The organism is Streptomyces umbrinus (assembly GCF_030817415.1).
In the GTDB taxonomy this organism is placed as follows: Bacteria; Actinomycetota; Actinomycetes; order Streptomycetales; family Streptomycetaceae; genus Streptomyces; species Streptomyces umbrinus_A.
On sequence record NZ_JAUSZI010000002.1, the window covers coordinates 4,040,615 to 4,053,264 of the forward strand.

The 12,650-nt window shown below is 71.3% G+C and carries 7 protein-coding genes; all 7 read left to right on the plus strand.

Annotation, left to right across the window (positions count from 1 at the left end; genetic code table 11):
* Positions 1 to 191: 191 nt before the first annotated feature.
* Positions 192 to 2,099, plus strand: coding sequence for an ABC transporter ATP-binding protein (locus QF035_RS17660; protein WP_307521297.1), 1,908 nt, complete (start codon positions 192 to 194; stop codon positions 2,097 to 2,099).
* Entirely contained in the window at positions 2,096 to 3,952 is a 1,857-nt protein-coding gene (locus QF035_RS17665) for an ABC transporter ATP-binding protein (protein WP_307521298.1), read from the plus strand. The genes QF035_RS17660 and QF035_RS17665 overlap by 4 nt, the downstream gene beginning before the upstream one ends.
* 83 nt (positions 3,953 to 4,035) lie before the next feature.
* Entirely contained in the window at positions 4,036 to 5,844 is a 1,809-nt protein-coding gene (locus QF035_RS17670) for an ABC transporter transmembrane domain-containing protein (protein WP_307521300.1), read from the plus strand.
* Entirely contained in the window at positions 5,841 to 7,613 is a 1,773-nt protein-coding gene (locus QF035_RS17675; RefSeq protein ID WP_307521301.1) for an ABC transporter ATP-binding protein, read from the plus strand. Before QF035_RS17670 ends, QF035_RS17675 begins: the two co-directional genes overlap by 4 nt.
* A 385-nt stretch (positions 7,614 to 7,998) precedes the next feature.
* Positions 7,999 to 10,035, plus strand: coding sequence for a M4 family metallopeptidase (locus tag QF035_RS17680; protein ID WP_307521302.1), 2,037 nt, complete (start codon positions 7,999 to 8,001; stop codon positions 10,033 to 10,035).
* 357 nt (positions 10,036 to 10,392) lie between these two features.
* Positions 10,393 to 12,045, plus strand: a complete 1,653-nt coding sequence (locus tag QF035_RS17685) for a M4 family metallopeptidase (protein ID WP_307521303.1) — start codon at positions 10,393 to 10,395, stop codon at positions 12,043 to 12,045.
* A 72-nt stretch (positions 12,046 to 12,117) separates the two neighbouring features.
* Positions 12,118 to 12,630, plus strand: coding sequence for a DUF1990 family protein (locus QF035_RS17690; RefSeq protein WP_307521305.1), 513 nt, complete (start codon positions 12,118 to 12,120; stop codon positions 12,628 to 12,630).
* The last annotated feature ends 20 nt before the right edge of the window (positions 12,631 to 12,650 follow it).

Genomic DNA, 12,650 nt, shown 5'->3' on the forward strand with positions numbered 1-12,650 from the left:
CGCCGGGGCGGGGTCCGCCACATCGGCCGTCGCGCTCGAACGCGCATCAACCGATCGGTTGATGCCGTCGTACGACCCGGCGGCATCGTGCGTACGACCCGTCGAACACGCAGGTCGTAGGACCAGCGGCGGATCCGGGACCGGCCAAAACTCGGTGGGCGTTGTCAGTGCCGGTCCGTAGGCTCGCGTTGATGCCCACTACACCCGCGCCCGCCGCCGACACCCCTGCCGAGGAAGCCCCGGAAACCGAACCGGCCAGGAGCCGTTCCGCCGTACGAAGCCTGCTGCGCCTGTGGCCGTACGTGCGGCCCGTGCGCACGCGGCTCTTCACGGCGGCCGTCGTCGCGGTCCTCGCCTCGTGTACGGGGCTGGTGATTCCGCTCGTACTGAAGTGGATCGTGGACGGTCCTGTGGCCGACCGGGACACGGGCGGGGTGTGGCTCGGGGCGCTGTACCTGCTGCTGCTCGGGCTTGCCGAGGCGGTGCTGTTCGGGCTGCGGCGGTGGCTGGTGGCCCGGCCGCTCGCCGGGGTCGAGGCGTCGATGCGGGCGGATCTGTACCGGCATCTGCAGCGGCTGCCGGTGGTGTTCCACGACCGCTGGCCCTCCGGGCAGTTGCTGTCGCGCGGCACTACGGATCTGATGCTGCTGCGGATGTTCCTCGCCTTCCCGCTGACGTTCCTGCTGGTCAACGGCGTGACGATCCTGGTGGGCTTCGTCATCATGCTGGCCCAGGAGTGGACGCTCGGGCTGGTGCTGCTCGCGCCCGCCGTGCCCGTGATGATCGTCTGCTGGCTCTTCGAGAAGCGGTACTCGAAGGTGGCGCGGCGGGCGCAGGACCAGGTCGGCGATCTGACGACGCTCGTCGAGGAGAGTGTGCTCGGCATCCGGATCATCAAGGGCTTCGGGCGCCACCGCAGTCAGGCCCTCGCCTTCCGGGACCTCTCCCGCACCCTGCGCGGCACGGAGCTCGCCAAGGCACGGCTGCTCGCCTGGATCTTCGCCGCGATCACGATCCTGCCCGAACTCGCCATCGGTGCGGCGCTCGTGCTCGGGACGGTGCAGGTGGCCGACGGCGAGCTGTCCACCGGCACGCTGGTCGCCTTCCTGTCCACGGCTCTCGCGCTGCGCTGGCCCCTCGAGTCGATCGGCTTCCTGCTGGCGATGAGCCAGGAGGCGGCGACCGCGACGGAGCGGTACTTCGAGGTGATGGACGCGGAACCGGAGTCCGGCCTGGTCGTCCCGCCTCGGCACGCCGTGGCCGCAGAGGCGGGGGCGAAGACGGGCGCGGCCGTGGGCACCGGCACGGTCTCCGCCACCGCCACCGCCACCGGCGGACTCCGTTTCCACGCCGTCCAGTTCCGCTACCCGGACGCCCCGGCCGGCTCCGCTCCCGTACTCGACCGCATCGACCTCCACATCCGCCCCGGCGAGACCATGGCCCTCGTGGGCGGCACCGGCACCGGGAAGACGACGCTCACCGCGCTCGTCCCCCGGCTGCACGAGGTCACGGCGGGCCGGATCACCCTGGACGGCCAGGACATCACCGAGATGCCCCGGGAAACGCTGCGCGCACTCGTGGCGGTCGCCTTCGAGGAGCCGACCCTCTTCTCGGCGAGCGTGGGGGAGAACGTCCTCATGGGCGCCGGGGCCCACGCGGGCGAGACCGAGCTGAACCGCGCCCTGGCCGTCGCGCAGGCGGACTTCGTCCACGCGCTCCCCGGGGACACGGACACCCAGGTCGGCGAGCAGGGCCTCAGCCTCTCCGGCGGCCAGCGCCAGCGCCTCGCCCTGGCCCGGGCCGTGGTCGGCAGACCCCGCTTCCTCGTCCTGGACGACCCCCTGTCGGCCCTGGACGTACACACGGAGGCCCTGGTCGAGGCGGCCCTGCGCCGCGTCCTCGCCGACACGACCGCGCTGGTCGTGGCCCACCGCCCGTCCACGGTCATGCTCGCCGACCGGGTGGCCCTGCTCTCCGAGGGCCGTATCACCGCCGTCGGCACGCACCACGAACTGCTGCGTACGAGCGCGGAGTACGCCTGGCTGATGTCCGGGACGGCAGAGACAGCGACAGCGACGAGCGAGGGGGACAACCGATGACGGCGCCCACGACCACCGCGCCGACCGACGAAGAGGACCGGCCGGCACCTCCGCACAGGAACGGCGACCCCTTCGACCGCGACTCCCTCCCCGCTCCCCCGCGCGCGACGGCCGGCCTTCTGCGCTCCCTGCTCGCGCCGATGAAGGCCCGCGTCGTCCTCGCCGCGGTCCTGCTGCTGCTCCAGCAGGCCGCCGTGCAGGCGGGCCCGCTGCTCGTGGCGTACGCCATCGACCGTGCCGTACCGGCCTTCCGCGGCGACGACCACGGTCCGCTGATCGCCGTGGCGGTCGCCTACGTCCTGGCGTCGGTGGCGGCCGGCACGCTCCAGTACGGCTTCGTCCTGACCTCCGCCCGCGTCAACCAGGACGTCCTGCTCGACCTGCGCGGCCGGATCTTCCGGCACGCGCAGGCGCTCAGCGTCGACTTCCACGAGCGCTACACCTCGGGCCGGCTCATCTCGCGCTCCACGACGGACGTCGAGTCGCTGCGCGAACTGCTCAGCGAGGGACTCCAGGAGCTCATCACCGTCATCCTGTCGTTCGTCTACATCTCGGCGCTGCTGCTCTGGCTGGACCTGGGCCTCGGCGCGGTCGCCGTGGCCTCGTTCGTGCCGCTGTACCTCCTCATCCGGCTCTACCGGCGCCGCGCCGGACGGATCTACAGCATCCGCTCGACCGCCATCGCCGCCGTCATCGTGAAGTTCGCGGAGACGATGAACGGCATCCGGCCGGTGCGCGCGTTCCGCCGCGAGGCCGTCAACGACGCGGACTTCCACGTACTCAACAGCCGCCACGAACGCATCAACGGCGACGCCATCCTGGAGATGGCCCGCTATGTCATCGGCTCCCGGCTCGTCGCCAACACGGCGGTCGCGGGGATCGTGCTGTGGGGCGCCTACCGGGTGGCGTCGGGCTCGCTCGCGCTGGGTGTACTGGCCGCCGCGGTGCTGTACCTGCGCCGGCTGTACGACCCGATAGACCGGCTCGGCATGTTCCTCAACTCGTACCAGTCGGCGGCCGCGTCACTGGAGAAGATCGCGGGTCTGCTGGCCCAGGTCCCCTCGGTGCCGGAGCCCGCACGGGCGCGTGCGCTGCCGGAGCTCGTCTCCGAACACCCTGGCCGCGAGGTCGAGTTCATCGACGTCCGCTTCGCGTACCGCACCGGCGGCGAGGTGCTCCCGTCCTTCTCGCTGACCCTTCCGGCGGGCCAGACCGTCGCCGTGGTCGGCTCCACGGGCGCGGGCAAGTCGACACTCGCCAAGCTGCTGGCCCGCTTCTACGACCCCACGGACGGCCGGGTCCTCCTCGACGGCGTCGACCTGCGCGAGCTCTCTGTCCGCGAACTGCGCCGCGGGGTGGTGATGGTGACGCAGGAGGCCTTTCTCTTCTCCGGCACGGTCGCGGAGAACATCGCCATCGGCCGCCCGGATGCCTCCCGCGAGGACATCGAGCGGGCCGCGAAGGCCATCGGCGCCCACGACTTCATCAGCGCCCTGCCGGACGGCTACGACACGGACGTACGCAAGAGGGGTGGCCGCATCTCGGCCGGTCAGCGGCAACTCGTGGCGTTCGCACGGGCGTTGCTCGCCGATCCGGCGGTCCTGATCCTGGACGAGGCCACCAGTTCGCTGGACGTGCCGGGCGAGCGGGCGGTGCAGCGCGCGATGGACACGGTCCTGCGCGGCCGGACGGCGGTCGTCATCGCCCACCGTCTGTCGACCGTCGAGATCGCCGACCGGGTGCTGGTCATGGAGCACGGCCGCATCGTCGAGGACGGCAGCCCGGCCCAACTCGTCGCGGACACGGGCAGGTTCGCGGATCTGCATCAGGCGTGGCGGGACAGCCTCGTGTAGGCGGGACAGCCTCGCACGGCGGGGTGGTGGGCGACATCTGCGACGCCCGGACGGGCGCACGGGCACGGCACGGGATGGGGCCAATGGTTGACGCGTACGAGGATCCGGGCACGCCCGACTGTCGCGGTGGAGCGCGGTATCTCTGGTGGCTGGTCGCCAGGCAGCCGGGCCGGGCCGCCGCGGGGGCGCTGCTTGGCACCGTCTGGATGGTGCTGATGGCGCTGACGCCGTATCTGCTGTCCCGCGCGATCGACGACGGCCTCGAACCGGGCGACCAGGCGGTGCTGGCCGGCTGGTCCGCCGCGCTGCTGGGTGTCGGGGTGTTCAACTCCTGGGTGAGCATCATGCGGCACCGCACGATGACCAGGCTCCGGATGGACGCCAACTTCCGGTCGGTCAAGCTCGTGGTGGGACAGGCGACCCGGCTGGGCGCCACGCTGTCGCGCCGGACAGCGGCCGGGGAGGTCGTCACCATCGGCGTCGGTGACGTGCAGACGATCAGCCAGTCCCTGACGGTGGTCGGCCCGGGCGTGGGCGCGACCGTCGCCTACGCCGTCGTGGCCGGAATGCTGCTGTCGGTCTCGCTGCCGCTGGCCGCGGTGGTGCTGCTCGGGGTGCCGGTGATAGTCGTACTCGTCGGTCCGCTGATGGGGCGGTTGCGGGGCGCGGAGACGGAGTACCGCGAGCGGCAGAGCGTGCTGACGGCGCGGATCGGCGATCTCGCGGGCGGGCTGCGGGTCCTCAACGGCCTTGGTGGCAAAGGGCTGTTCGCCGACGCCTTCCGCCGTGACTCGCAGCGGCTGCGGGTGCAGGGGTACCGGGTCGGGTCGGTGACGAGCTGGATCCAGGCGCTCGGCGTCGGGCTGCCGACCGTGTTCCTGGCCGTCGTTACGTGGCTGGCGGCCCGGCTCGCCGCTCAAGGGTCCATCACGATCGGCGAGTTGGTGTCCGTGTACGGCTATGTCGCGGTCCTGGTGGCGCCGGTGGCCTTCTTCGTCGAGTGCGGCTATCAGCTCAGCCGGGGTGTGGTGGCCGCCCGGCGCGTCGTACGGTTCCTGTCCCTGGAGCCGATGGAGACGGGCCGCACCTCCGTGGACGCGCCCGCCGAACCCTCCGTACTGCACGATCCGCGGTCCGGCGTGCGGGTGGCGCCCGGCAGGCTGACCGCGCTGGTCGGCGCCCGTCCGGCGGAGTCCGCCGCCGTGGTCGACCGGCTCGGCCGGTACACCGCGTCGGCGGCGACCTGGGGCGGCGTACGCCTCGACGCGATCGCCCTGCCACAGGTCCGGGCACGCATCCTGGTCGCGGACAACGAGGCCGACCTGTTCGCGGGCACCCTGCGCGACCTGGTCTCCGGCCGCGGGGACCCCGACGAGGAGACCGTCGCCGGGGCGGTGCACGCGGCCGTGGCGGACGACGTCGTGCTCGGGCTGCCGGAGGGGCTCGACTCGGCCGTCGACGCGCAGGGCCGCAGTCTCTCCGGAGGCCAGCGGCAGCGCGTACGCCTGGTGCGGGCGCTGCTCGCCGACCCCGAGGTGCTGCTCGCGGTCGAGCCCACCTCGGCGCTGGACGCGCACACCGAGGCCGCCGTCGCGGCGCGGCTGCGTGCGGCGCGCTCGGGCCGCACGACGGTCGTGACCAGCACCTCGCCGCTCGTGCTCGACCAGGTGGACACCGTGTACTACCTGGTCGACGGCAAGGTCGCGGCCGTCGGCGGCCACCAGGAACTCCTCGACGGGGAGCCGGGATACCGCGCGCTGGTGGCCCGCGACGCGGACGACCCGGACGACCCGGACGGTGTGGACGGTGTGGACAGTGTGGACGACACGGACGCCGACGAGTCGGACCTGACCGCGGCATCGGATCTGGACGCAGAGGAGGCCGTGCGATGACCGCGCAGCTGCCGGTCGCCGAACCGGCCGACGTACGCAGGGCCGCGGGCCGGCTGATCCGCGCGGACGGCCGCGCCTTCGCCGTCGTGCTCGTCCTGAACGCGCTGGCCGCCGCTGCCGGTCTGGTCGGTCCGTGGCTGCTCGGCCGCATCATCGACGAGGTCCGGGCCGGTGGCGGCGTGGCCGTCGTGGACCGCCTCGCACTGGTCATCCTGGTGTGCGCGCTGGGGCAGTTGCTGCTGGCGCGCGGCGCCCGGTACGTGGGGTACCGGTTCGGGGAGCGGACGCTGGCGCGGGTGCGCGAGGAGTTCGTCGAGCGGACGCTGACCCTGCCCGCCTCGGTCGTGGAGCGGGCGGGCACGGGCGATCTGACGGCCCGGGGCACCGCGGACGTCTCCGCGGTGGGTACGACCCTGCGCGACGCCGGCCCGGAGCTGCTGATCTCCTCGGTCCAGTGTCTGTTCCTCCTCGGCGCGGTCTTCGCGCTCGACCCACTGCTCGGCGCGTGCGCGGTGCTCGCGCAGGCCGGTATCTGGCTCGCGCTGCGCTGGTATCTGCGCCGGGCGCGCACCGGCTATCTCGCCGAGGGGGCCGCCACGTCGGAGGTCGCCGAGATCCTCACGGCGACCGCGTCCGGCGGGCGCACGGTCGAGGCGTTCGGACTCCAGCGGCGGCGGATCGCCGCGAGCCGGGACGCCCTGGAGACGTCCCGGCGCACCCGGTTGTACACGCTGTACCTGCGGACCGTGTTCTTCGTGACCGTGGAGATCTCGTTCGTGCTCCCGGTGGCCGTCGTGCTGCTGGTCGGCGGAGCCCTGCACGAACGGGGCACGGTGAGCCTGGGTGCCGTGGTCGCGGCCGCCCTGTATCTGCGGCAGCTCGAATCGCCGCTGGACCAGGTCCTGATGCGGGTGGAGCAACTGCAGGCCAGCAGCGCCTCGTTCGCCCGCGTGGAGGGCCTCGGCCGGGCGCCGCGGGCCGTTCCGTCCGGTTCCCCGGCCCCGGCGGACGACCGGATCGACGTGACGGATGTGCGCTACTCGTACGACCGCGGGGGCGAGGTCCTGCGCGGGGTGGACCTGACCGTGCGCCCCGGCGAACGGCTGGCCGTGGTCGGACCCTCCGGCGCCGGGAAGACCACCCTGAGCCGGCTGCTGGCGGGCATCGACGCGCCGCGCTCCGGATCGGTGACGGTGGGCGGGGTGCCGATCGTCGACCTCGACCCGGAGCAGCTGCGGCGGCAGGTCGTCCTCGTCACCCAGGAGCACCACGTGTTCCTCGGCACGGTCCGCGACAACCTGCTCATCGCCGAACCCTCCGCCGGTGACGCCGAGTTGTGGGCGGCCCTCGCGGCGGTCGGCGCCGAAGACTGGGTCCAGGAGCTGCCGGACGGCCTCGACACGGAGCTCGGGCCCGACAGCCCCCACCGCGCGGACGGCTCCCGGGCCCAGCAACTGGCCCTGGCCCGGGTCGTGTTGGCAGACCCTCACACCCTGATCCTCGACGAGGCCACGGCCCTCCTTGACCCGGCGACCGCCCGCCACACCGAGCGAGCGCTCGCCGCCGTCCTCGAAGGCCGCACCGTCATCGCCATCGCCCACCGCCTGCACACCGCCCACGACGCGGACCGGGTCGCCGTGATGGAGGACGGCCGCCTGACCGAACTGGGCACCCACGACAGCCTGGTGGCCGCCGACGGTGCGTACGCGTCCCTGTGGCACTCGTGGCACGGGGAGCGGCCGGGGCTTCCCGGCCAACGGCCTTCATGAGCCCGGCTCTTGGTGAGCCTGAGCCTGCGTGGGCCGTCCACCTGGCAACGAGTCCGTATACCGAACATGACTACCCGGACAACGAACCGTTTCCAGCCAACTTCTTGATGCGCACCTGACAGAGAGCGCAATCTCCTGCCACTCTTCCCACGACCACTCCACAGCAACCCCACAAGAACCGCTGTGCCGTGGTGGACCCCCCACGCACGCCCGCACGTGCCCCATGCAAGTGGTTCCGCGTTCCGCCTTGTTCTGCCCGGACGGATCCCAACCGTCCGGTCCCCCCTGGCCGCGCGATCCGCGATCCGCGGCCACGCAGAAGGAGTCCGTGTTGAGACGCACCTCCCACAGACGCACCTCCCACACCGCAGGCACTGCTCAGACCGTGGGTAACTCCCGTTCCTCGTTCGCCTCCCGTTCCACCCGGCGCAAGGCCGCCGCCGGCGCGCTCGTCGCCGTCGCCGCCCTGCTCGCCGCGGCCGTCCAGACGGGCGCCGCCACCGCCGACACCAAACCCGCCCCGGGCAAGCTCGACAAGGGCTCGCTGGCCGTCAAGCTCTCCCCCGCCCAGCGCGCGGCGCTGATCCGTGACGCCGACTCGGCGAAGGCGGACACGGCGAAGGAACTCGGTCTGGGCGCCCAGGAGAAGCTCGTCGTCCGCGACGTCGTCAAGGACGCCGACGGTACGGTGCACACGCGCTACGAGCGTACGTACGCCGGACTCCCGGTCCTCGGCGGCGACCTGGTCGTCGACACCGCCAAGTCGGGGAAGACCGAAGGCGTTACGCGCGCGGTGAAGGCCCAGCTCAAGGGCATCACCACCAGCGCGGCGGTGAAGCCCGCCGTCGCCGAGAAGCAGGCCCTGAAGGCCGCCTCGGCGGAGGGCTCGAAGAAGACCGAGGCGGACGGCGCACGCAAGGTGATCTGGGCGGCCGACGGCACGCCGAGCCTCGCGTACGAGACGGTCGTCGGGGGGCTGCAGCACGACGGCACCCCGAACGAGCTGCACGTCATCACGGACGCGGCCACCGGCAAGAAGCTCTTCGAGTACCAGGGCGTCGAGACCGGCACCGGCAACACCCAGTACAGCGGCTCAGTGACGCTCGGCAGCGCCCAGTCCGGGTCGACGTACAACCTCACGGACACGACGCGCGGCAACCACAAGACGAACAACCTGAACCGCGGTACGTCGGGCACCGGCACGCTCTTCTCCGGCGCCGACGACGTCTGGGGCAACGGAGCCGCGTCGAACCTGGAGACGGCGGGCGCGGACGCCCACTACGGGGCCGCGCTGACCTGGGACTACTACAAGAACGTGCAGGGCCGCAGCGGTATCCGCGGTGACGGGGTCGGCGCGTACTCCCGCGTCCACTACGGCAACAACTACGTCAACGCCTTCTGGCAGGACTCCTGCTTCTGCATGACGTACGGCGACGGCTCGGGCAACGCCAAGCCGCTCACGTCGATCGACGTGGCCGCGCACGAGATGACGCACGGCGTCACCTCCAACACCGCGGGCCTCAACTACAGCGGTGAGTCGGGCGGGTTGAACGAGGCGACCTCCGACATCTTCGCGGCGGCCGTCGAGTTCTACGCCGGCAACTCGCAGGACGTCGGCGACTACCTGGTCGGCGAGAAGATCGACATCAACGGCAACGGGACGCCGCTGCGTTACATGGACAAGCCGAGCAAGGACGGCTCGTCCAAGGACAGTTGGTACTCGGGCATCGGCTCGATCGACGTCCACTACTCCTCGGGTCCGGCGAACCACTTCTTCTACCTCCTCTCGGAGGGCAGCGGCACCAAGACCGTCAACGGCGTCTCGTACGACTCGCCGACCTCCGACGGTCTGCCGGTGACCGGGATCGGCCGCGAGAAGGCCGCGCTGATCTGGTTCAAGGCGCTCACCACGAAGTTCACCTCGACGACCAACTACGCGGCGGCCCGCACCGGCACGCTCGCGGTCGCGGGTGAGCTGTACGGCACCACGAGCGCCGAGTACACGGCGGTGCAGAACGCGTGGGCCGGCATCAACGTCGGCATCCGGCCCGGTGGCGGGGGCGGCGGCACGTCGTTCGAGAGCACGACGGCCGTATCGATTCCGGACAACGGAGCGGCGGTGACGTCGTCGATCACGGTCACCGGCCAGGCCGGCAACGCCCCCGCCAACCTGGTCGTCACCCCGAACATCACGCACACGTGGCGCGGTGACCTGGTGGTCGACCTGGTGGCGCCGGACGGCACGAGCTACCGCCTCAAGCCCTTCAGCTCCTCGGACTCGGCGGACAACGTCACCGAGCCGTACACGGTGAACGCGTCCTCCGAAGTCGCCAACGGCACCTGGCAGTTGAAGGTCCAGGACCAGGCGGCGCAGGACACCGGAAGGATCAATGGCTGGAAGATCACCTTCCCGCAGGCGTAGCCGACGCGGGTGAGTCCCAGCCGCACGGGCTCGCTCAGGCACGCACACACGAGGCGCCGCCCCGGGGATCCAACTCCCCGGGGCGGCGCCGTTTTTGCCACGGCATTGCCGCCGCCTTACGACGCCCTTTCCCACCCTTTGCCAGGCCTTTGCCCGCGATCAAGTCCGCAATCCGTACGCGGATCTTCGGGCAGCGGACGATTTCCGGCCAACCTTTATTCGCCCCGCTGACATGTACAGGACTCAACTGGCAACGTTCACCTCGCATCACCGCTTACGGCACACCCGCACCGCAACTTCACAACCGCCCGACCGGTCCCCCCATGCCAGTCGGACACCCCCCACGAAGGAGCTTGTGTGACCCCCCTCTACGCGCGTCACAAGCGCACCACTCTGGCCATCGCCACCGCTGTCGCGGCCGGAGCCCTGCTCACCACCGGTCTGACCACCGGTGCCTCCGCCCAGTCCCCGGCCGAGCAGTCCGGCGGGACGACCCTCGCCGCGGCGCCGGTCCAGCTGACCGCGGCAGCACGTACGAGCCTCATCCAGAAGGCCGACGCCGCCACGGCGGACACGGCCGACGAGATAGGTCTCGGTGCCAAGGAGAAGCTGGTCGTCAGAGACGTCGTCAAGGACGCCGACGGCACGACGCACACCCGGTACGAGCGCACGTACGCCGGACTCCCGGTCCTCGGCGGCGACCTGGTCGTCCACGAGACCAAGGCCGGCAGGACCCAGGGCGTGACCAAGGCGACGAAGGCCGCCATCAAGGTCTCCGACGTCACCCCGGACATCGCCAAGTCCACTGCCGAGAAGCAGGCGTTGAAGGCGGCGCAGGCCGAGGGCAGCAAGAAGTCGGCGGCCGACAAGGCCCCCCGCAAGGTCGTCTGGGCGGCCGACGGCAAGCCGGCCCTGGCCTACGAGACGGTCGTCGGCGGCTTCCAGCACGACGGCACCCCGCAGCAGCTGCATGTCGTCACCGACGCGCGGACGGGCAAGAAGCTGTACGAGTGGGAGGCGATCCAGACCGGCACCGGCAACAGCCAGTACTCCGGCAAGGTCACCATCGGCACCTCGCTGTCGGGCTCGACGTACCAGCTGAACGACACGTCCCGCGGCGCCCACAAGACGTACAACCTCAACCGGGGTACGTCCGGCACCGGCACCCTCTTCACCGACGCGGACGACACCTGGGGCACGGGCGCGGCCTCGAACACCCAGACCGCCGCGGTCGACGCGCACTTCGGCGCCCAGGCCACCTGGGACTTCTACAAGAACGTCCTCGGCCGCAGCGGCATCAAGAACGACGGCAAGGCCGCCTACTCCCGCGTCCACTACGGCAACGCGTACGTGAACGCCTTCTGGGACGACAGCTGCTTCTGCATGACGTACGGCGACGGCTCGGGCAACAGCAAGCCGCTGACGTCCCTCGACGTGGCGGGCCACGAGATGACGCACGGCGTCACGTCGAACACCGCGGGCCTCAACTACAGCGGTGAGTCGGGCGGCCTGAACGAGGCCACCTCCGACATCTTCGGCACGGCGGTGGAGTTCTACGCGGCCAACGCGTCCGACGTCGGCGACTACCTCATCGGCGAGAAGATCGACATCAACGGCAACGGCACTCCGCTGCGCTACATGGACAAGCCGAGCAAGGACGGCGCGTCCAAGGACAGCTGGTCGTCCAGCCTGGGCGGCATCGACGTCCACTACTCCTCGGGCCCGGCGAACCACTTCTTCTACCTCCTCTCGGAGGGCAGCGGCGCCAAGACGATCAACGGCGTCAGCTACAACTCCCCGACCTCCAACGGCTCGACGGTCACCGGCATCGGCCGCGACAAGGCGGTCAAGATCTGGTACAAGGCGCTCACCGAGTACATGACGTCCACGACGAAGTACGCGGGCGCCCGTACGGCGACGCTGAACGCGGCGTCGGCACTGTACGGCGGCACGGCGAGCGCGGAGTACAAGGCGGTGGCGGCGGCCTGGTCCGCGGTCAACGTGGCCTGACGGCCGAATAGTTGAGCGTGGGCGGTACCCGGAACGAAGGCATTCCCGGGTACCGCCCTACTCTTGGTTCCCATGCCCTACACGTACGAGGACGTGGGTGCGACCCGCGACGGCCGGTGCCCACCCGGCTTCCATCCCCTGCACGTCCGCAGCCGCATCGGCGAGGGCCAGGAGGTCTTCAAATCCGCATCCCAGGCGGTCCTGACCTGGGACCTCCACAGAGCGGTGGGCGTCAAGATCACGACGGACGCCCCGCAGGCCGCCCCCGGCGTGGACGTGACGGTCGGCCTGGGCCTGCTCCAGGCCCCCTGCCGCATCGTCTGGACGGTCGAAGAACCCCGCCGGGCCGGCTGGGCCTACGGCACCCTCCCCGGCCACCCCGAATCCGGCGAGGAAGCCTTCGTCGTCGACCGCACGGGCGACGGCACGGTCTGGCTGACGATAACCGCCTTCAGCCGCCCGGCGAAGTGGTATGCGAAGGCGGGCGGGGCGGCTACGCGGGGGTTGCAGCATGCGTATGCGCGGCGGTGCGGGGTGGTGCTGCGGAGGATGTGCGAGGACCCCAAAGGCGATTTCCTGGCGTAGCCGAGCGCGGCCGGTTCCGC

Excerpts from the sequence above, each read along its gene's own strand:
- QF035_RS17660 (WP_307521297.1), top strand. The coding sequence starts at position 192 with ATGCCCACTACACCCGCGCCCGCCGCCGACACCCCTGCCGAGGAAGCC.
- QF035_RS17665 (WP_307521298.1), top strand. The coding sequence starts at position 2,096 with ATGACGGCGCCCACGACCACCGCGCCGACCGACGAAGAGGACCGGCCG.
- QF035_RS17670 (WP_307521300.1), top strand. The coding sequence starts at position 4,036 with ATGGTTGACGCGTACGAGGATCCGGGCACGCCCGACTGTCGCGGTGGA.
- QF035_RS17675 (WP_307521301.1), top strand. The coding sequence starts at position 5,841 with ATGACCGCGCAGCTGCCGGTCGCCGAACCGGCCGACGTACGCAGGGCC.
- QF035_RS17690 (WP_307521305.1), top strand. The coding sequence starts at position 12,118 with ATGCCCTACACGTACGAGGACGTGGGTGCGACCCGCGACGGCCGGTGC.